General features: G+C 62.2%; 12 protein-coding genes. 4 read left to right on the top strand and 8 right to left on the bottom strand.

Going from position 1 to position 20,129, the window contains the following annotated elements; genetic code table 11:
* Positions 1 to 125 precede the first annotated feature (125 nt).
* On the bottom strand, positions 126 to 2,306 hold the full coding sequence (gene glgP / locus ENJ54_11630; protein ID HFC10486.1) for an alpha-glucan family phosphorylase: 2,181 nt from the start codon (positions 2,304 to 2,306) through the stop codon (positions 126 to 128).
* 159 nt (positions 2,307 to 2,465) lie between these two features.
* Between glgP and ENJ54_11625 the strand changes: the two genes are divergently transcribed.
* Together ENJ54_11625 and ade are read left to right on the top strand one after the other, a co-directional pair.
* Positions 2,466 to 3,848: an 8-oxoguanine deaminase gene (locus tag ENJ54_11625; GenBank protein HFC10485.1), complete on the top strand. Its 1,383-nt coding sequence runs from the start codon at positions 2,466 to 2,468 to the stop codon at positions 3,846 to 3,848.
* 86 nt (positions 3,849 to 3,934) lie between these two features.
* On the top strand, positions 3,935 to 5,725 hold the full coding sequence (gene ade, locus ENJ54_11620; GenBank protein ID HFC10484.1) for an adenine deaminase: 1,791 nt from the start codon (positions 3,935 to 3,937) through the stop codon (positions 5,723 to 5,725).
* Positions 5,726 to 7,783: 2,058 nt separating this feature from the next.
* On the opposite strand, the gene ENJ54_11615 is transcribed toward ade, so the two are convergent.
* Complete coding sequence (locus ENJ54_11615) at positions 7,784 to 10,279, bottom strand: ATP-dependent Clp protease ATP-binding subunit (protein ID HFC10483.1); 2,496 nt, start codon at positions 10,277 to 10,279, stop codon at positions 7,784 to 7,786.
* 208 nt (positions 10,280 to 10,487) lie between these two features.
* On the opposite strand from ENJ54_11615, the gene ENJ54_11610 reads away from it, so the two are divergent.
* Positions 10,488 to 11,372 (top strand): hypothetical protein, encoded by an 885-nt coding sequence (locus ENJ54_11610; GenBank protein ID HFC10482.1) that lies wholly within the window; start codon positions 10,488 to 10,490, stop codon positions 11,370 to 11,372.
* 160 nt (positions 11,373 to 11,532) lie between these two features.
* Here ENJ54_11610 and ENJ54_11605 read toward each other — a convergent pair whose 3' ends face one another.
* The 5 genes from ENJ54_11605 to ENJ54_11585 form a co-directional block, all read right to left on the bottom strand.
* Complete coding sequence (locus tag ENJ54_11605) at positions 11,533 to 12,885, bottom strand: hypothetical protein (GenBank protein ID HFC10481.1); 1,353 nt, start codon at positions 12,883 to 12,885, stop codon at positions 11,533 to 11,535.
* A 74-nt stretch (positions 12,886 to 12,959) separates the two neighbouring features.
* Positions 12,960 to 14,510: a PAS domain-containing protein gene (locus ENJ54_11600; GenBank protein ID HFC10480.1), complete on the bottom strand. Its 1,551-nt coding sequence runs from the start codon at positions 14,508 to 14,510 to the stop codon at positions 12,960 to 12,962.
* Positions 14,511 to 14,605: 95 nt separating this feature from the next.
* On the bottom strand, positions 14,606 to 15,931 hold the full coding sequence (locus ENJ54_11595) for an acetyl ornithine aminotransferase family protein (GenBank protein ID HFC10479.1): 1,326 nt from the start codon (positions 15,929 to 15,931) through the stop codon (positions 14,606 to 14,608).
* A gap of 79 nt (positions 15,932 to 16,010) precedes the next feature.
* Positions 16,011 to 16,985 (bottom strand): pyridoxal-phosphate dependent enzyme, encoded by a 975-nt coding sequence (locus tag ENJ54_11590; GenBank protein ID HFC10478.1) that lies wholly within the window; start codon positions 16,983 to 16,985, stop codon positions 16,011 to 16,013.
* A 136-nt stretch (positions 16,986 to 17,121) separates the two neighbouring features.
* Positions 17,122 to 18,144, bottom strand: a complete 1,023-nt coding sequence (locus ENJ54_11585) for a glycosyltransferase (protein ID HFC10477.1) — start codon at positions 18,142 to 18,144, stop codon at positions 17,122 to 17,124.
* Positions 18,145 to 18,222: 78 nt separating this feature from the next.
* On the opposite strand from ENJ54_11585, the gene ENJ54_11580 reads away from it, so the two are divergent.
* Positions 18,223 to 19,050, top strand: a complete 828-nt coding sequence (locus ENJ54_11580; GenBank protein ID HFC10476.1) for a mechanosensitive ion channel — start codon at positions 18,223 to 18,225, stop codon at positions 19,048 to 19,050.
* A gap of 103 nt (positions 19,051 to 19,153) precedes the next feature.
* Here ENJ54_11580 and ENJ54_11575 read toward each other — a convergent pair whose 3' ends face one another.
* A complete protein-coding gene (locus ENJ54_11575; protein ID HFC10475.1) occupies positions 19,154 to 19,960 on the bottom strand; it encodes a 50S ribosomal protein L25 in 807 nt (268 codons plus the stop codon).
* Between the last annotated feature and the right edge of the window lie 169 nt (positions 19,961 to 20,129).

Genomic DNA, 20,129 nt, shown 5'->3' with positions numbered 1-20,129 from the left:
CACTCCAAAATAATCCACCGATGACGCCGATTGGCACCGATGGGAAAGCCACAGATTGCGCCGCCGATTTTCCTCCGCGCCTTTGCATTCCCCCTCTTGGCGGCCTCTTTCACCGTTACAGCGCCTCACCCTTGCAAGGGTGGCAAATCCGCATCGGCTGCCTTCCCTTGCATCGCTGGCGCATAGAGCGCCCGCATGTACTCTTTCACCATGCGGCGGGTACTGAACTGCGGCGTCACCGTGCGGATGGATTCCCGCACCCGCGCCAACCACTCGGCAGGCAGGCCATCGGAAGAGCGGCGCTTGTAATAGAGCGGGATGATTTCGTTTTCCAGCACGGCATACAGGCTTTCGGCGTCAGCGGCGTCCTGCGCGGCGGGGTCGTCGTATTCCGTTTCGTCGCCAATGGCCCAGCCGTTGCGCCCGTTGTAGCCTTCCCGCCACCAGCCGTCCAGCACCGAAAAGTTGAGCACGCCGTTGATGGCGGCTTTCATGCCCGAGGTGCCCGAAGCCTCGTTGGGGCGGCGGGGCGTGTTCAGCCACACATCCACGCCCTGCACTAAGTAACGGGCCAGGTTCATGTCGTAATCTTCCACGAACACTAAGCGCCCGCCGTTTTCTGCCAGTTTGACCTTGCGGTAAACCTCCTGAATCAGGCGCTTGCCCGGCTCGTCGGCGGGGTGGGCTTTGCCCGCAAAGATGATTTGCACCGGCATGTTGGGGCGGTTGAGCAGGCTGAGCAGGCGCTCGAAATCGCTCAGCACCAGGTTAGCGCGCTTGTAGGTGGCAAAGCGGCGGGCAAAGCCAATGGTGAGCGCGTAGGGGTCGAGCAGCACGCCGGAAGCCACCACCTGCACCGGATGCACCCGCAGTTCCAGCCACATTTTGCGGGCGCGTTCCCGCAGGTAGGCTACCAGTTTGCGCTTCAGGTGGCGGCGCACCGCCCACAGTTCACCGTCGGGAATGCGGTCAACCTGCTCCCAGATTTCGGGGTCGTCCATGTGCTCTCGCCAGTCCGCACCCAGATAGCGGTCAAAGAGCAGCCCTAAGCGGCGGGCCAGCCAGGTATCCACGTGCACGCCGTTGGTGATGTGGGTGATGGGGACGTCGTCTTCCTTGCGCTCAGGCCAGAGGAAGTGCCACATCTTGCGGGCAACACGGCCATGCAGTTCCGAAACGCCGTTGCGATATTCGGCTAAGCGCAGGGCAAGGATGGGCATGGAAAAGGTTTCGCCCCAGGTGTGCTCGCGGCGCGCCAGATCCAGGAAGCCGTCGCGGGTGAGGCCGAGTTCCGGCCACAGGCGGGCGAAATAGCGTTCCACCAGCCACGTGGGGAATTCGTCGTTGCCCGCAGGCACCGGGGTGTGGGTGGTGAACACGCTGCTGCGGGCGACTTCCTGCGCGGCTTCCTCAAAGGTTTTGCCCTGCGCCACCCCCTCGCGGATGCGTTCCAGGGTCATGAACGCCGAGTGCCCCTCGTTCATGTGCCACACCTGCGGCGCGCAGCCGAGTTTCCGCAGGGCGCGCACGCCGCCGATGCCCAAAATGATTTCCTGCGAAATGCGCAAGTCCAGTTCGCTGCTGTAAAGGCGGGAAGTCAACTGACGGTCGGCGGGGGTGTTGCCTTCTACATCGGTATCGAGCAGCACTAACGGCACGCGCCCCACCTGAATCGTCCACAACCGCACGCGGACGTCACGGTCGGGGAGCGCCACCGAAACCGTCAGGGGATTGCCTTCCTCGTCGTAGAGAGGAATGATGGGCAGGTCGTCGTAGTTCAGGTCCACGGGCAGGGCTTCCTGCCAGCCGTCTTCGCTGATACGTTGGGTAAAGTAGCCGTGGGTGTAGAAGAAGCCCACGGCCACCAGAGGCAGGCCGAGGTCGCTGGCTTCCTTGAGGTGATCGCCCGAAAGCACGCCCAGGCCACCGGCATAGATAGGCAGGGTTTCGTGCAGCCCAAACTCGGTGGAAAAATAAGCAATGATGCCGTCAACGTCAGGATATTCGTGGTGGAACCATGTCGCTTTAGCCTGCAGGTAGCGGTCGAAGGCGGTTATGACCGCATCGTAGCGGCTGAGAAAATGCTTGTTCGCAGCCACCGCATTCAGGCGGGCGCGCGGCACCTGCTTGAGGAAGCGCACCGGGTTGTGGTAAGTGGCTTCCCAAAGCGAAGCATCAATGTAGCGGTAAAGCCGTTGGGCGCGCGACTGCCAGGTCCACCAGAGGTTGTAGGCCAGTTCGCCCAGCCGGTTGATGCGGCGGGGCAGGCTGAAATGGTTGGGTAGGTCGGTATAGAAGGAAAGCATGAGCGCTCCTACGTCGTCATGTAGTCAAGTCGTCGCTTGGTCGGGGCGTCGCAACAACGACCAATCTTACCACGGCCAGGGTTGATTTTGCGGTACAATAGGGGGCTAATAAAGCACAAATCCCTTTCATCTCCATACCCAATACCTAACCCCCAACCTATGTCCACTCTCCTCATCCGCAACGCTGAAGTTTTAGTGACAATGGATGACGCCCGCCGGGAAATCCCCAACGGCGGGATGTTCATCCGTGACGGCTTTATCGAACAAGTAGGCCCTACCGCCGAACTGCCTTCGACCGCCGATGAAATCCTTGACCTGAGCGGGCACATCGTGTTGCCCGGCCTGATCAACACCCACCACCATTTCTACCAGACCCTCACCCGCGTCATCCCCGCGGCGCAAGATGCCAACCTCTTCCACTGGCTGACCACCCTCTACCCCATTTGGGCGCGCATCACCCCGCCGGAATTCCGCATTGCCACCAAAACCGCGCTTTCCGAACTGGCGCTTTCCGGCTGCACCACCGCCTTTGACCACTGGTATCTCTACCCCAACGGTGCGCGGCTGGATGATGAAATAGAAGCCGCGCAGGAAGTCGGCCTGCGGCTGCACGCCTCGCGCGGCTCCATGAGCCTCGGCGAGAGCAAGGGCGGCCTGCCGCCCGACAGCGTGGTGGAAGAGGAAGACTTCATCCTCAAGGATTCCCAGCGGCTGATTGAGCAATATCACGACCCCAACCCCGGCTCATTCCTGCAAATTGTGCTCGCGCCGTGCTCGCCCTTCAGCGTGACCGCCGACCTGATGCGGGAAAGCGCCAAACTGGCGCGCGAATACGGCGTGCGCCTGCACACCCACCTCGCCGAAACCGAGGACGAGGAAATTTTCTGCGTGGAAAAATTCGGCAAAAAGCCCGTGGCCTACATGAAAGAACTGGGCTGGATCGGCCCCGATGTGTGGTTTGCCCACAGCATCCACGTCAACGATGAGGAAATCGCCCTCTATGCGGAACACGGCGTGGGGGTGGCGCACTGCCCGGCTTCCAACATGCGCTTAGGCTCCGGTATTGCGCCGATTTACGAAATGCTGATGGCCGGCGTGCCGGTGGGCCTGGGCGTGGACGGCTCGGCGAGCAACGACGGCTCGCACCTGCTGGAGGAAACCCGCCTGGCGATGCTGCTGGCGCGGGTGCGCTCCGGCGTGCTGGGCTTTTCGCGCAGCGGCTCGGGCGCGCCGCCGCTGCTGACCGCGCGGCAGGCGTTGGAAATGGCAACCCGCGGTGGCGCGCGTGTGCTGGGCCGCGACGACATCGGCCAACTCGCCCCGAGCAAAGCCGCCGACTTCTTCGCGGTAAACCTCAACCGCTTAGACTACGCCGGCGCGCTGCACGACCCAGTAGCCGCGTTGGTCTTCTGCGCGCCCGTGCGCGCCGATTACACCGTGGTGGGCGGCAAGTTCGTGGTGAAGGAAGGCCAACTCACCACCGTGGACTTGCCCACACTGATTGAAGCCCACAACCAGGCCGCCCGCCGCATCGCCGGGTAAGACAAAACCACAGATTACGCAGATTTCACAGAAAAAATCTGCGTAATCTGTGAAATCTGCGGTTCCCTTATCACGCGGAGGTTATCATGGACGCCAAAACCTGGTATCAAACCCGCCAGAAACTCGTCGCCGTCGCTATGGGGCGCGAACCCGCGGATCTGGTCATCCGCAACGGCAAGTGGGTGAGCGTGCAGAGCGGCGAAATCATCCCCCACACCGACGTCGCGGTGGCCGATGGCCGCATTGCCTTCGTAGGCGCCGATGCTTCCCACGCCATCGGCGAGCACACCACCGTGGTGGACGCCGAAGGCATGTACCTCGTGCCCGGCCTGCTGGACGGCCACATGCACGTGGAATCGGGCATGGTCACGGTGACGGAATTCGTGCGCGCCGCCGCCCCCCACGGCACCACGGGCATGTTCGTTGACCCCCACGAAATTGCCAACGTCTTCGGCCTGAAGGGCGTGCGCCTGATGGTGGACGAAGCCCGCCAGCAGCCCATCCACGTGTGGGTGCAGGTGCCCTCGTGCGTGCCTTCCGCCCCCGGGCTGGAAACCCCCGGCGGCTCGATTACGCCCGAAGATGTTGCCGAGGCCATGCAATGGGAAGGCATCATCGGCCTGGGCGAAATGATGAACTTCCCCGGCGTGTTCAACGGCGACGAAAAAATGCTGCGCGAAATGGCCGAAACCGCCGCCGCGGGCAAGACCATCGGCGGGCACTACGCCAGCCCCGACCTGGGCCTGCCCTTCCACGGCTATGTGGCCGGCGGCCCCGAAGACGACCACGAAGGCACCCGTCTGGAAGACGCAGTGGCTCGCGTCCGCCAGGGCATGAAGGCTATGCTGCGCTACGGCTCCGGCTGGCTGGATGTCGCCCCGCAGGTCAAAGCCATTACCGAAATGAGGCTGGATTCCCGCCGCTTTTTGCTCTGCACCGACGACAGCCACGCCGAAACCCTGGTCAACGAAGGCCACATGGACCGTGTGCTGCGCCACGCGGTCAGCCAGGGGCTGCCGCCGCTGACCGCCATCCAGATGATGACCATCAACACCGCCGAACACTTCGGCCTCAGCCGCGACATCGGCATGATCGCCCCGGGCCGCTGGGCTGACATCCTGCTGGTGCCCGACATCGCCGACTTCCACGCGCACAAGGTGTTTGCCAAAGGCCGCCTGATTGCCGAAGGCGGCAAAATGCTGATTGACTTGCCCGCCTACCCCTACCCCGAATGGGCGCGGCAATCGGTGCACCTGGGGCACCCGCTCACTGCCGCCGACTTCCGCCTGCCCGCGCCCAAAGCCAGCGGCACGGTCAAAGCCCATGTCATCGGCATCATCGAAGGGCAGGCGCCCACCAAACACCTGGTGATGGAAGTGCCCGTCACCGACGGCGAAGTGAAGCCCAACGCCGACCTGGACCTGGCCAAAGCCGCGCTGGTAGAACGCCACCACGCCACTGGCACGGTGCAGGTGGGCCTGGTGCACGGCTTTGGCTTCCGCGGCAAGTGTGCGGTAGCTTCCACCGTGGCGCACGACAGCCACCACATGCTCGTGGTCGGCACTGACGAAGAAAGCATGGCTGTCGCGGCCAACAAACTCGCGGAGGTGCAGGGTGGTCAGGTGGTCGTGAAAGACGGTCAGGTCATCGGCCTGGTGGAACTGCCCATCGCGGGGTTGATGTCCACCGAACGCGCCGACGTCGTGGCGAAAAAAGCCGCCACCGTGCTGGAAGGCTTCCGTGCATGCGGCTGCACCATTCAGAACCCCAACATGCAACTTGCCCTGATGGCGCTGGTCGTCATCCCCGAACTGCGGCTTTCGGATAAAGGGCTGGTAGACGTCACCCAATTCAAGTTCGTGCCCGTGCTCGAATAATCGGCGCAACAAAGACGCCATGCGCTTGCCCTCACCGACGCCCCAGCCGGGCAGGCGGTGAGGGCAAGTGGGTTAAAATGAGAAAGCGTTCTCAGACCAACCAGGAGACCACGCCCCCATGACCTGGTTACTCCCCCTCAATTGGCTTTTGCTCACGGTGGTAGTACGCCTGCGGGCGCGGCTGCCCTGGGCGCGCGCGTATTTCCTCGCTACCCTGCTCTTTGGCGCCATCTTAGCATTACTCACTGAAGGGCTGAGTTGGTGGCGGTTGCTGACGCCCACCGCCGCCGTGGTAGCGCAAGGAACGCTTACACTGGCTTTCGCCGCGATGGTGGGATACCTGTGGCACACCACACCACCCTCGCAACGCCCGCGCTGGCCGGAAGTTTCGCGGGAAACCCTGCTGAGTTGGAGCCTGCCGCTGCTGATTTTGGGTGTCACGGCTTACCTGGCCTGGGTGACACCTCCCAACACCATAGACGCCTGGACTTACCACCTGGGGCGAGTCATTCACTGGGCACAAGACCACAGCGTCGCACCTTACCCCACCCACATTCTGCGCCAGATTTACCAGATGCCGTGGGCAGAAGAAACCATGTTGTGGCTGCGGCTGCTCACAGGCAGCGATCATTTTGCTGCATTCGTGCAGTGGTGGGCACTCTTGAGCCTTTTCATTGTGCTGCCAGATTTCGTGCAGTTGGTGGTGCCACGCGCCAGCAACGTTTGGGCACGGTGGGCCGTCGCAGCCATCCCCATGGCAATTCTGCAGGCTTCCAGCACCCAAAACGACCTGGTAATTGCCTATTGGGCGGTGGGCTTCCTCTACACTTTGCTGCTCTACCGCCGCTCGCGCAACCCCCACTGGCTGCTGGCAGGCGCCCTGGCGCTGGGGCTTGCACTCCGTACCAAAGGCACCGCTTACCCCTGGCTGTTTGTCTTCGGGGTGTGGTGGCTGGTGCTAATGCTGCGCGACAGGCAATGGCGCTGGCTTTTGCTGGCGGCGGCTTTCACTGGGGCGCTGGTGGCAGGGCCGTGGTACCGCAATTGGGAAGTCTTTGGGCACCCCTTTGGCTCACCCGGCGTCCGTCAGTTTTATTTCATGGAAGGCCTTGACTGGCGCGGGTGGGTATCGAACAACCTGCGTCAAATGGCTTCCGATGCCTCGGCAGGCTACCCTTACATTCCACATACGGCCTTTTCGCTGGCTACCCCCACCGAGCGCGGTGTGGTATGGGTGCACCAACATTTACTGCATTTAGACCCTTCCGACCCGCGCTTTACCGAGAAGGGCCACACCTTCCACGTACCCAACCGGAAACTGCCCAGCGAAGACGAAGGAGGCGCCTTCACCTACCTCCTGATTCTTTTACTCGCCACGCCGCTGACCCTTTGGAAAGGCGACCGCACGCTGCGCACTTACACCCTGGCTTTGTGGGCCTCGTGGGGACTTTTCACCGCCCTGATTAAATGGCAGCCCTGGATTACCCGCCTGCAACTCCCCTGGCTGCTGATGAGCGTGCCCGTGGTGGTCTGGCTGCTCCAGCGAGCAAGCCGGGGACGCAAATGGGTGGCCGGGCTGGCACTGCTCACCATCTTGGCCCTGGTGCCTCGCCCGCTTTTCCAAAACGTGCAACGCCCCTTGCAAGGTGCCAGCAACATCCGGCATCTTTCGCCCACAGAGCGCCTCTTTCTGCCTGCCCGTAGGCTGCAGCAGCCTTATGTGCAGGCCATGAGCGTGTTGGAAAACACCCAATGCAATCAGATTGGGCTATACACCAACGCCAACGGGTTAGAGTATGTTTTCTGGTATCTCCTGAGCCCTTCCAAGCCAGGGCTACGGTTCGAGCACGTGCTCGTCACTAACCCCACGGCACGTTTCGCGGCTGCCTGGCCTCCCTTCGACCCCTGCGCGCTCATCGTCACCCGCCCCAACTTCGATGCCCCAGTGGTCTGGGACACACTGGGGCATCGGTATCGGCGGGTGTTTGCCGATGCAAAATTGCCGTTGTTTGTTTACCTCATCTCAAGCGAGACGGCTTCGGTGCGAGAGCACACGCCCTACGCTGCCGGCAGTGGCAGGGCGGGCGGGCTTTCCTCGCTGGTTTCCTCAGCCGCGCGCAGCACAATTTCGCCTTCTTCGTCCACATCCACCACAATACCTGTGCCTTCGCCAAACGCCCCACCCAGCAGAGCTTCCGAAATCGGGTCTTCCACTTTCTGCTGGATGACCCGCCGCAGAGGACGGGCGCCCATCTCAGGGTCATAGCCCAGTTCGGCCAGGCGTTCCAGCGCCGCGGGGGTGGCTTCCAGCGTGTAGCCTTGCTCGGCCAGCCGCGCCTGCACCTTCCCCAGTTCCAGCGAGACGATTTCCAAGATGTCTTCCTTGCTCAGCGAGCGGAAGACGATGACCGCATCGACACGGTTGATGAACTCAGGGCGGAAGACACGCTTCAGCGATTCCAGCAACTTCTTGCGCATCTCCTGATACGAAAGCCGCTCTTCCAGCGCCTGATCGCGCTGCAGGCGGAAGCCCAGCGAGGTCTGCCGCTTGATCATGTCGGCGCCCACGTTGGAGGTCATGATGATGATGGCGTTGCGGAAATCCACCTTGCGGCCTTTGGCATCGGTGAGGTGGCCTTCTTCCATGATTTGCAGCAGCATGTTGTGGACTTCCGGATGGGCTTTTTCGATTTCGTCGAACACCACGATGGAATAAGGACGGCGGCGGATGGCTTCGGTGAGTTGTCCGGCTTCCTCGTAGCCCACATAGCCCGGCGGGGCGCCCACCAAACGGCTGGTGGTGTGGCGCTCCATGAATTCCGACATATCCAGGTGGATGAGGGCGTCTTCGCTGCCAAACATGAAGCGCGCCAGGGCTTTGGTGAGTTCGGTCTTGCCCACGCCGGTGGGGCCGAGGAAGAGGAAAGACCCAATCGGGCGGTGGGGGTCTTTCAGGCCAGCCCGCGCCCGCCGCACCGCTTTGGCGATGCTTTCGATGGCTTCATCCTGCCCCACAATCTGGCGCTTGAGTTCCTCTTCCATGCGCAGCAGGCGCTCGCTCTCTTCGTTGGCGAGTTGGGTCACAGGCACGCCCGTCCACATGGAAACCACCTCGGCGATGTCTTCCGACGTCACCGTGGGGCTGGTGGCCCGGTCCCAACCGACGCGCAGTTGCTCCAGGTCGGCTTCGACCGCGCGGATTCTCTCTTGGAGGGCATAAGCCTCTTCGGACTGGTTGTTTTCCAGCGCGAGGGCCAGGTTTTCCCGCAGGCGGCGGAGTTCGTCGATCAGGGCGCGGCTTTGCTGGGCGGTGGGGCTTTTGTACATCCGCACGCGGGAAGCCGCCTCGTCCACCAGGTCGATGGCCTTGTCGGGCAAAAAGCGGTCGCTGACATAGCGGGCGGAAAGCCGCGCCGCCGATTCCAGCGCCTCGTCGGAGATGCTGAGGTGGTGGTGTTCTTCATACACCGGCCGCACGCCTTTGAGAATCTCTACCGTCTCTTCCACCGAGGGCTCGTCCACCATCACCGGCTGGAAGCGGCGCTCCAGGGCCGAGTCGCTTTCGATGTACTTGCGGTACTCGTCCAGCGTGGTCGCGCCGATGACCTGCAATTCTCCGCGGGAAAGCGCGGGTTTGAGGATGTTGGCTGCGTCCACCGCCGAGCCTGCCGCACCCGCGCCCACCAGCATGTGGAATTCGTCGATGAAGAGGATGGCTTCAGACGCCTTGAGTTCGTCGATCACGCGCTTCAGGCGTTCCTCGAACTGACCACGGTATATGGTGCCCGCGACCAGCGAGCCGACATCCAGTTGCAGCACCCGCTTGCCCAGAAGTGGCGCGGGCACATTGCCTTCCACAATGCGCTGGGCCAGGCCTTCCACGATGGCGGTTTTGCCCACACCGGGCTCGCCAATGAGGGCCGGGTTGTTTTTGGTGCGCCGCGCCAGAATTTGAATGACGCGCTCGATTTCGGTCTCCCGCCCGATGACGGGGTCCAGTTCGCCTGCTTCGGCCAGGGCGGTGAGGTCGGTGGCCAGTTGCTCCAACAACGAAGCCTTTTTTTGCTCTTTCTTGCCGCGCCTTCCGGCCTGGGGGCGGGTGGATGTCATGCTGCCGGTTTCGTGCAACACCCGGCGGGTTTGCCGCCGAATCTGGTCGGGCGTGACGCCCAGGCGGTGCAGCACGCGCATCGCCATGCTATCGGGCATCCGCAGCAGGCCCAGCAAAAGATGCTCGGTGCCGATATACTGATGCCCCAGGCGCGTGGCTTCTTCCAGAGCGTAACGCAAAATCTGCTGGGTTTCAGGGGCCAGGTCAATCTGGCCCCCGGTATAATCTCCGGGGCCGATTTGCCGGGCAACGATTTCCTGCACACGCTGCGGCTCCAGCCCCAATTCGCGCAAAACCCGCCCGGCCACGCCGCCTTCTTCACGCACCAGGCCGAGCAGCAGATGTTCGCTGCCAATTTGGGAATGGCGCATCTGTTCGGCTTCCTGATGCGCCAGGCTCAGCACCCGCCGAGCCCTTTGAGTGAACCGTTCCATTCCGGCCACGGTACTGCCTCCTTCACACGTTTCCGTGGTGCTTGGGTCGCTTGCCATCGGGAAACCGCCCGTAAAGGCTGTTTCCTTATTAGTGGCGCTACGGAACCTGCTTACATTCTACCAAAGTTTCCCCCTTTGCCAGCATGCTCTTCCAGATTTTACGGATTTCTGATAAAAGTTTAAGGCATCACTCAACTTCTCTCAACCGAGGTCGATCATGTCACATTGGTGTAAAGCCCGTGCTTTTCCGCGCCGTGGATGGATTGGGCTGGCGTTGGTCGCCGTGTTCTGGCCGGTCAACTGGTTCTGGCCCGGCCTGCGTACCCATCTGGCCTTTTTCCCGCTGTGGCTGGGCTATGCGCTCACGGTGGACGCACTGACCTTCTGCCGCCGGGGGGAATCGCTGTTCAGTCGCTCGCCGCGGCGCTATGTGTTGCTGTTCATCATCTCCGCCCCGGCATGGTGGCTGTTCGAGGCCCTCAACCTGCGCACGCAAAACTGGCACTATGTGGGGCGGGAGTTCTTCACCAACACCCAGTACGCGCTGCTGGCAACGCTGAGTTTTTCAACGGTGATGCCCGCCGTGTTTGGCACCGCGCAACTGATGCGGACTTTTTCGCCCTTCAACCGCCCGCTGAAAGGGCCGCGCGTGCGCCCCACCCCCGCTGTGCTGTGGGGGGCGTTCCTCAGCGGCTGGGTAATGTTAGGATTGCTGCTGGCCTTCCCGCGCTATTGCTTCCCCTTTTTGTGGCTTTCGGTATATTTCGTGCTGGAACCCCTCAACGCTTGGCTGGACTTTCCCTCGCTGCTGCGCTGGACGGCGCGGCGCAACTGGCAGCCCATCTACACTTTGTGGGCAGGGGTGCTGGTGACGGCCTTTTTCTGGGAGATGTGGAACTATTTCTCGTACCCCAAGTGGGTGTATCACGTCCCCTTTGTGGGCTTCTGGCACATTTTCGAGATGCCCCTGCTCGGCTACGGCGGCTATTTGCCCTTTGCGCTGGAACTCTGGGCGCTGTATCACCTTGTGGTCGGGCTGGCAGGGCAAAGGGAAGACGACTATCTCGTGGAAGCCATCGCCGTGCCGCCGGAAAGCGCGTAGGTAGGAAATCATCCCGCCAAAAGGGCTCAAAGCGAGCCGTTTTCTTTTGGAGTGCGGTGCCTGGGCACCGCTTTGGAAAGCGGCGACTTGTCGCCGCACTCCAAAAAGCGCCTTTTCAAAAGAAGCAGGGCGGGAAAGCATCCCGCCCTACAAAACCCGCCTACAAATGCACGCTGTGGCTCATGTAGTAGCGCATGGCCTGCTGGTAGGCTTCGTGGGCGCGCCGGACGGTCTCCGCCGGGGCGCCTTGCTGTTGCAATTGCCCCACCAGCGCCGCCATTTGCTGCACGAAGGCCTCGTTGACCAGGTCGCGGTGGGCTTCCAGCAGTTTGTGGCGCGCGGCTTCGTCGGGGGCTTTGAGCAGGTCTTCTATCAACGCCACTTCCGGCGGAGGGGCAAACATCTTGTCCAAAGTCTCGAGCACCTGGTTGATGCGGGCGCTGCGCTGAATATCGCCCTGTTTGCGGGCTTCCTGCAGCGCCTCTTCCAGCAGGCTCAGGAAAACCTCGTCAATATAAGGCGCGGCTTCCCGCAGAGCCTTTTCCACATCCTCGGCCTGAAGCACCTTTTCGACCATCTGGCGGCGGGCTTCCATCTCCTGGTTGAGAATTTCATCGAACTGCTTGCCGAGTTCCAGGAGGCGCTCGCGCAGGCGTTCCAGGCGCGCCTTTTCTTCGCCCGACGCCGCCTCGATGCGCTCGCTGAGCCGCTGGAAGAAGGTGTAGTCCATCACCGGCCGCAGGGTGCCCGCCAGGGCCTGCAATTGCAGATCATCGTCCGCCGCAGCGACGAAGGCATCGACCACGTCGTCGAGGGTGGGACGTGCCCCCAGTTTGCGGATGGTTTCTTCCACCGCCTTGACGGCTTCCTGTTGGGCTTTGATTTTCTGGCCGTAGTCGCTGTGCTCTACCGCGGCGTTGTACACAGCCAGCAGGGCCTCGGCGCTGCGGCGGTCGCCGCCCATGCTGGCGGCCTCAATCAGACGCTGCAGCAGCAGGAAGAAATCGGCATCTACCAGCGCCTTTTCCTGCTCCAGAATCACCTTGCGCACATCGTCACCGGAAGCCGTCATCAGGCGCTCGATGAGGCGGACGCGGTCTTCCTGCGCTTTGAGCATTTCCTTGGTGATGCCGTCGGCTTCCAGAATGCGCTCCACCAGCCCCTGGAAGGTGAGCATGGTCTGGGGCTGCAATAAGTAAGCCTTGCGCTTTTCGGGCGGCAGGCGGTTGATGATCTGGTTGAGCAAGGCGCCGAGGGCCTTTTCTTGCTCGTCGCGGCTGCGCCCCAAAGCGGGGGGGTAGTAGGTGAGCAGCAGTTCTTTTTCGGGGTCGTGGTACACGATGGGCGCTTCGGCGCGCCCCTGGAAGCCGCAGTAGGGGCACTGGATGATGTTGAACGCGCCGGAAAGCAGCGTTTGCTTGGCCGCGGGGTCTTCGTTGAGGTCAAACACCTGACGAATTTCGGCCATCACCGGCTGGCCGCACTGGGGGCAGGGAATTTGCGTTTTAGGCATGGGGGTCCTCGTTGATGGGATAAGGTTAGTCAGTTAGTCGGTTAGTCGAGCGGTAAGAGTTTACCCGCCTTCGCTCAGCGAGGCAAGGAAAAGCACACCCGCGCCCCGCGCTCGCTGGGGTCAACCCAGATGCGGCCGCCGTGGGCTTCCACGATGGCGCGCGCCAGATACAGCCCCAGCCCCGCGCCTTTGGTGTGCTTGACGGCGTCGTGGGCGCGGTAGAAACGGTCGAAGATGTGCGGGGCGTCTTCCACGGCAATGCCGGGGCCTTCATCCTGCACGCACACCACCACCTGGTCGGGGCGGGTCAGCCCTTCCACCCAGATGGTCGTGCCCTCCGGCGAATACTTGGCCGCGTTGGAAAGCAGATTGGAAAGCACCTGCTCCAGCCGCTGCTCGTCGGCCTCTACAATCGGGAAATCTTCCGGCACCTGATTGGCATAAGTGTGATGGGGGTCGGAGACGGCCATACGCTGCGTCAGCCGCGCCGCCAGATGATACAGCGACACTTCCCCCTTGTGCAATTCCACTGCGCCAGCCTGCAGCCGCGAGGCTTCCAGCAGGCTTTCCACCAGTTGCGCCAGCCGGTCGGCCTCTTCTTCAATCACTTGCAGGCTTTCCTGCACAATCTGGTCATCCCAGCGGACATCTTCGCGGCGCAGGGTGCTGACATAGCCCTTGATGAGGGCAATGGGGGTTTTAAGTTCGTGGCTAACGATGGAAATAAAAGTGGATTTGAGTTCTTCGGCTTCCCGGAAGTGGGTAATGTCGCGGGCTGTAGCAATGATGTTGACCAGACGGCCTTCGGTATCCAACACCGGCGCGTAAGTGATGCCCACGGGCAGCGGCGGCAAGTCGTTGGGGCGCAGCAGGTCGCCCTGGACGTAGAGGGTGGCGCGCGGGGTCAGCGGCCAGCCACCGGCCTCGGCGACTTCCAGCGGCAGGCCGTGTTCCACGTGCTGCCAACGGATAATTTCTTCGTGTTTGTAGCCGCGAATGGCCTCACGCGGCGCACCATAAAGCCGCGCAAAAGCCGGGTTGCAGCGCTCGATGGTGTGGTCGGGGGCCAAAATGAACATACCATCGGCGACGGCATCGAGCAAGGCGTCGAGACGATGCTTTTCGTGCCGCACTTGCTGGTAAAGCTGCGCGTTGCGCACGGCAATGGCCGCCTGGTCGGCAAAACTTTGCAGCAACACGCGGTCGTCGGCGGAAAACACCCCTGCATAACTGCGAAAGATGAAAATAACCCCAATGACCTGCTGATGGAAAATGAGCGGCAACCCCACCCCACTCAACAAGCCCAGGCTGGCGGCGCGCGTCAGGGCTTCCAGACGGCGATATACCTCAGGAAGCTCATGGCGGGCGGCGTCTTCGTGCAGTGGCACGTCCTCCAACAACGATTCCACATGCTTGAGAAACCCCGAGGGAATGCCGTGCGCTGCAGCCACTTCCCAGCCGCGATGTTCCTGGCGCAGCGCGATCAGCCCTGCCTGCCCTGCCAGCATTTCCACCGCAAAGCGCAAAATCTGCGCCAGCAGTTTGTCCAGGTCAAGTTCCTGGGTGAGGGCACGGGTGATCTCAAGCAGCGAATCGCGTTGGTAGATACGGAAGTCGGGGAGCATAGAAAATCAAAATCCGGGCATCAAGGCATCAGGGCCTCCGGGCATCAGGGCACCGGCATATCCCAGGCCCTGATGCCCGGAAAAGGGAACGGGGGTTAGCCGAGGTCTTTTTCGGTCAGGCGGATGGCCTCTTCGAAAATCTCCAGCCCTTCATCCAGCAACGCTTTCGTGATTGCCAGGGGAGGGGCCATGCGAGCGGTGCTCTTGCCGCAGCCCATCATCAGCGCGCCCAGGCGGAAGGTGTAATCAACCACCTTGTCGCGAAATTCGGGGTAGTATTCGCGGCTCTCGCGGTCACGCACGAAGTCCACGCCGATCATCAAGCCCTTGCCGCGCACCTGGCCGATATGCGGATGGCGCTCAGCCATTTCCTGCAGGCGTTCCAGGGCATACGCGCCCAGTTCAGCCGCGTTCTGCATGTATTCCTGCTCAATCAGGTCAATCGTCGCTAAAGCCGCGGCGGAAGCCAGCGGGTTGCCGCCATAGGTGTTGCCGTGGGCACCAGGGGGCCAGGTTTCCATGATGTGCTTGCGCCCAATGATGGCGCCCAGCGGCACCCCCGAAGCAATGCCCTTGGCCGTGCAGACGATATCCGGCTCCACGTTCCAGTGCTGAATGGCCCACCACTTACCGGTGCGCCCCATGCCCGCCTGCACTTCGTCGTCGATGAGCAGGATGCCGTATTTGTCGCACAACTTCCGCAGGGCGGGGAAGAAGCCATCGGGCGGGACGACATAGCCGCCTTCCCCCTGGATGGGTTCCACGATGATGCCCGCGACCTCATCGGCAGGTACCAGTTTATCCAGCACCTGCTCTTCGATATAGCGCACCACGGTTTCGCCGTAATCTTCGCCGGGTTTGGAAACCAGCACCGGGCGGTAGGCATCGGGGTAAGGCACGTGAATTACACCGGGCATCCACGGGTAATAATTGGCGCGATAGCGGGCCTTGCTGGCCGTGAACGCCAGCGCGCCCATCGTGCGCCCGTGAAAGGCGCTCAGGAAGGCGATGAAAAACTTGCGTTTGGTATAGTTCTTGGCCACTTTGAGCGCGGCCTCGACGCTTTCCGCACCGGAATTGGCCAGGAAAACCATGCCTGGCTCTCCAAAAGGAGCAATATCGTTGAGGCGCTCGGCCAGGCGTACCCAAAGTTCATGGTAATAGTCAGCAGAGATGTGAAGAAACTTCTCGGCCTGCTCTTGAATTGCCTTGACCACTTTGGGATGGCTGTGGCCGGTGGAGTTGACGGCAATGCCGGCAATCAAATCCACATAGCGGTAGCCGTCCACGTCCCACACTTCCGCGCCCTTGCCGTGGGACATCACAAAATCAGCCACTCGAGCGACCGCGGGGGGAATCACCTCGCGGTCACGCGCCAGAATCGCTTTGGCCTTGGGGCCAGGCACGTTACGCAGTTCCATAGCTCATCTCCTCAACATGGAATTAGGGGAATGCGCCCAACGGCGCACTATTCACCGAGCGCTGAACACTGTTCACCCATTATATCAGCCCTGCGGCTTTAGCAAGGCGTTCAGCGTAATCGCCGGCAAACAGGCCGGGGGTGCCACCGGTATGCCAGAAGAGCACTGTTTCGCCTTTGCGGAAAGCGCCTTGAGAAGCCAGGTCCAGCAAGCCTGCTGCGGCGCGGCCGGTGTAAACCGGGTCGACCAGCAGCCCTTCGGCGCGGGCAAAGCGCAAAATGGCGGCTTCCTCAGCCCCGGTCAGCACGCCATAGCCAGGGGCAGCGTAGGCGTCTTCCACCAGAATGTCAGCGGGGCGAAAATCGGCAGGCTCGCCGAGCAAGGCAGTGGTTTGGGAAGCCAGCGCGGCGACGCGCGGCTTGAGCACCCCGGCCGGTTCGTCCACGCTGATGCCGAGAATGCGCCCCCGGAAGCCCAGCAGGCGCGCCCCGGCCACCAGCCCGGCCTGCGTGCCGCCTGAAGAGGTGGCAAAGACGATGGTGTCGGGCAGCACATCCTGCGCGAGCAGTTCTTCCAGCGCGTAAGCATAGGCTGCCGCGCCCAAAGCGTTGGAGCCGCCATAAGGGATAAGGTAAGGCTTGCGGCCCTCGGCGGCGGCTTCTTCGGCCGCGTGCGCCAGGTCGGCATCGCGGCGCTCGCGGGTCGTCCAGCGCACCTCGGCCCCCAACAGGCCGTCCAGCAGCAGGTTGCCGGAAGGTTTGGGCGGCTTCATCAACACCAGCCGACAGGCCAGCCCGGCCCTGGCAGCCGCAGCGGCGGTCTGGCGGCAATGGTTGGACTGCGCCGCACCGGTGGTCAGCACCATATCTGCGCCCTGGGCGAGGGCATCGGCGAGCAACAGTTCCAGTTTGCGGGTCTTGTTGCCGCCAAAAGCCAGGCCGGTGAGGTCGTCGCGCTTCACCAGCAGGCGGAAGCCCAGCGCCTCGCTCAGCCGCGGCAGCGGCATCACCGGCGTGGGCAAAGCAGCAAGAGGGAAACGGGAAAGTTGGTTCATGGGAAAATCTCCAAAGGTGAGAAGGATGGGACAGGGTGAGGGATTGGGGGATTGGGGATTCGGGGATTCGGGAGGCGGCACGATGCGCCTACCCCGCTACCCGACCATCTGACAACGCGACTACGCCGCCACCCGCCTACGCCGCAAACCACCAATCCCGCCCTTCCATCAGGCCCCAGGCCGTCAGGCGGGGGCGGATGAGTTCTTTCGCGTGGCGCGCCCCGACAGCGACCACGACGGCGGGGTAGCGGTAGCGCGCCCACAGGTCGGGGAGCGCATCGGCGGCGTAAATCGGCCTGTCGCGCCGGGTGCGGCCGATTTTACGCGGGTCAATATCCACAAAAGCCGTCAGTGGCACGCCTTCCCGCAGCAAATGTTTGCTCAGGCGGCGGCCTGCCATGCCCGCACCCCACACAATCACCGCGTCGCGGCCGCGCAGCGGGCCGAGCGCCAGGTAGTGCGCTTTCAGGCGCAACAGATTTTCCAGCGAGGCGCGCCTGTCGCTGCGGGTCACACGCTGCGGATGGTCGCGCCAGTCCAGCAGCACGGCGGGCAGTTTGGCAAAGCGCGCCCCGGCCAGGTAAAGCCGCAGCCAGAGGTCGTAGTCTTCCAGCCAGGGAGTTTCTTGATAGCCGCCAACAGCCAGCACCGCCGACCGCCGGAACATCACCGAGGGGTGCACAAAAGGGCTTTCGATGAAAATCTCGCGGCGGATGGCGGCATCGGTGAGCAGGCGGTTTTGCCAGTCCAGGTACGCCTGCATGCCGCCGCCGTGCAAGCCATCGGCGTGCAGGCGGACGCGAGTGCCCAGCACAGCCACCTCGGGATGCGCCTCCAGAAAGGCAACCTGGCGGGCAAGGCGTTCGGGGTGGGCGGTATCGTCGGCATCCATGCGCGCCACCAGCGGGGCGCGGCAGGCTTCCAGGCCGCGGGAAAGCGCCGCCGTCACGCCCTGGTGGGGCTGCCGCAGCACCCGCAGGCGGGGTTCCCGGCGCGCCCAGGCTTCCAGCAGGGCCAACGAGCCATCATCCGAGCCGTCGTCCACAGCCACAATTTCATAATCGGGGAAAGTCTGCGCGGCAAGGCTGCCGAGCGCCTCTTCCAGCGTCGCCGCAGCGTTGTAAACCGGCACCAGCACGGAAACCAGAGGGGAAGCCATGACGGGGAAAGCCTCGCGGTGTTATACTTCGGGCAGCACGATGCCACCACATTTCTATTCTACCCCGGGAGGCAAACGATGGGTGTCACGTGGGACGAACTGGTGCTGACGACGCTGAAATTCCTGCCTAACCTGATCGCCGCGATGGTGATTTTGGCGGCCGGTGTGTGGGCTGCAGCCTGGCTGGGGAAACTCCTCCGGCGGTGGCTGGAACGCCGCGGCACGGAAAAATCGCTGGTGGCGCTTTTCTCGCAGACCACCCACTGGGGCGTCATTGGCCTCGCAGCCAGCATGGCCCTTCAGCAAGTAGGCTTCAACATCACGGCCTTCCTCACTGGCGTAGGCATCCTCGGCTTCACCGTGGGTTTTGCCCTGCAAGATGTGAGCAAAAACCTGATGGCGGGCATCCTGCTTTTGCTGCAACAACCTTTTGACCTGGGCGATGCCATTCAGGTCAACGACTTTGCCGGCACGGTCGAGGAAATCAGCCTGCGGGCCACCGTCATCCGCACTTTCGACGGCCGGGTGGTATACCTGCCGAATGCCGATGTTTACACCTCGGCCATCGTCAACTTCAGCCGAGCCGAGAAGCGGCGGATCGAAGTGCAAGTGGGCGTGGCGTATGGCACTGACCTGGCTCACGCCAAAACCGTGGCAGAAACAGCCCTGCAAAAAAGCGTCCCCGGCTTGAAAGACGACCCTGCGCCGCTGGCCGTGTTCCACACCTTCAACGACGCCTCTGTTGATATGACGCTCTATTTCTGGGTTGACCCTGCCGCTGTGAGCCTGTGGGAAGCCAAAGACGCCGCAGTGCAGGCCATTCACACGGCCTTTGCGCAGGAAGGCATTGAAATCCCCTACCCCATCCACACCGTGCTGCTGGAAAACACCACACCCCAGGCCTAAACACTTCCTCCTCAAAACGTGCTTTCCCAACAAAGAAACACCCCCTGCCTCAGCAGGGGGTGTTATTGTCCAACAGGCAGCATTTTGGCCTACAGGAAGAGGATTACTCTTCCTCCTCTTCCTCTTCTTCCTTGCCCTTGGCAATGACCTCGGGCTCGGCCTCGGCTTCGGTAATGCCGCTGGCGGCTTCCACGTCTTCTTCGCTGCGCGGGGCCGTCACCACGACGATAGTCTCGTCCGGCTCTTCCAGCACTTTGACATTGGGCGGCAACACCAAATCGGCCACGGTGATGCTATCGCCGATTTCAGCCAGGGCGCCCAGGTCAACCACCAGGCGCTCAGGCATGTCGCCAGGCAGCGATTCGATTTCCACCGATTCCAGGGTCTGCACCAGCACGCCGCCGTAGGTCTTGACCGCCGGGGCTTCGCCTTCCAGTTCTACGGGCACTTCGGCGCGCATCTTTTCGGTGAGCGAAAGCGCCTGGAAATCGACATGCAGCAAGGTGCCCTTGATGTAGTTCTTCTGACGCTCGCGCACCACAGCCGTATGGCGCTTGCCTTCGACCTCCAAAATCACCAGCGTGGAGGTGGAAAGGCCACGTAACGCCTTCGCGGCCTCGCGGTAATCCAACACCAGCGGAATGGGGTCAATATGCTTGCCGTAGAGCACGGCGGGCAGTTTGCCTTCCCGGCGCAACTGCTTGACCTTTTTGCCAATCACCTGACGCCGTTCGGCTTTCAAAACAACCTGTTCCATGATATCCTTCCTCGGAGCGCCTCTCACCCCAGGTGGGGCTACCTTCGCTCCTCTGGCGGGGTTTGGTCGGGGCAACAAAAAGCGCCCCGACGGGCGAATCAGCGCGCCCATTTTAGCCGTGGGCTGGCGTTTCGTCAATGCTTTTGCAACCACACGCGCCCGCCTTGGCCGCCATAGCGCCGGGAGCACTCAAATGTTGTAGAAAAGGAGTCCTCTGGTATAACAGAGATAAACGCATCATCTATCTCTCACCAAAGGACTCCCAAATGAAGTCTACCACAGAACGCATCACCCAAATCAAAGACCTCATCGTTGCTGAACT

It is taken from the genome of Chloroflexota bacterium (assembly GCA_011322445.1).
In the GTDB taxonomy this organism is placed as follows: Bacteria; Chloroflexota; Anaerolineae; order Anaerolineales; family DRMV01; genus DRMV01.
Note: the sequence above shows the minus strand (reverse complement) of the source record. Positions and strands in the feature narration are given on the sequence as shown.

Coding starts and splice junctions, on each gene's coding strand:
- ENJ54_11590 (HFC10478.1), bottom strand. CDS start 16,985: ATGAACCAACTTTCCCGTTTCCCTCTTGCTGCTTTGCCCACGCCGGTG.
- ENJ54_11625 (HFC10485.1), top strand. CDS start 2,466: ATGTCCACTCTCCTCATCCGCAACGCTGAAGTTTTAGTGACAATGGAT.
- ENJ54_11580 (HFC10476.1), top strand. CDS start 18,223: ATGGGTGTCACGTGGGACGAACTGGTGCTGACGACGCTGAAATTCCTG.
- ENJ54_11595 (HFC10479.1), bottom strand. CDS start 15,931: ATGGAACTGCGTAACGTGCCTGGCCCCAAGGCCAAAGCGATTCTGGCG.
- ENJ54_11585 (HFC10477.1), bottom strand. CDS start 18,144: ATGGCTTCCCCTCTGGTTTCCGTGCTGGTGCCGGTTTACAACGCTGCG.
- ade (HFC10484.1), top strand. CDS start 3,935: ATGGACGCCAAAACCTGGTATCAAACCCGCCAGAAACTCGTCGCCGTC.
- ENJ54_11605 (HFC10481.1), bottom strand. CDS start 12,885: ATGCCTAAAACGCAAATTCCCTGCCCCCAGTGCGGCCAGCCGGTGATG.
- ENJ54_11600 (HFC10480.1), bottom strand. CDS start 14,510: ATGCTCCCCGACTTCCGTATCTACCAACGCGATTCGCTGCTTGAGATC.
- glgP (HFC10486.1), bottom strand. CDS start 2,306: ATGCTTTCCTTCTATACCGACCTACCCAACCATTTCAGCCTGCCCCGC.
- ENJ54_11610 (HFC10482.1), top strand. CDS start 10,488: ATGTCACATTGGTGTAAAGCCCGTGCTTTTCCGCGCCGTGGATGGATT.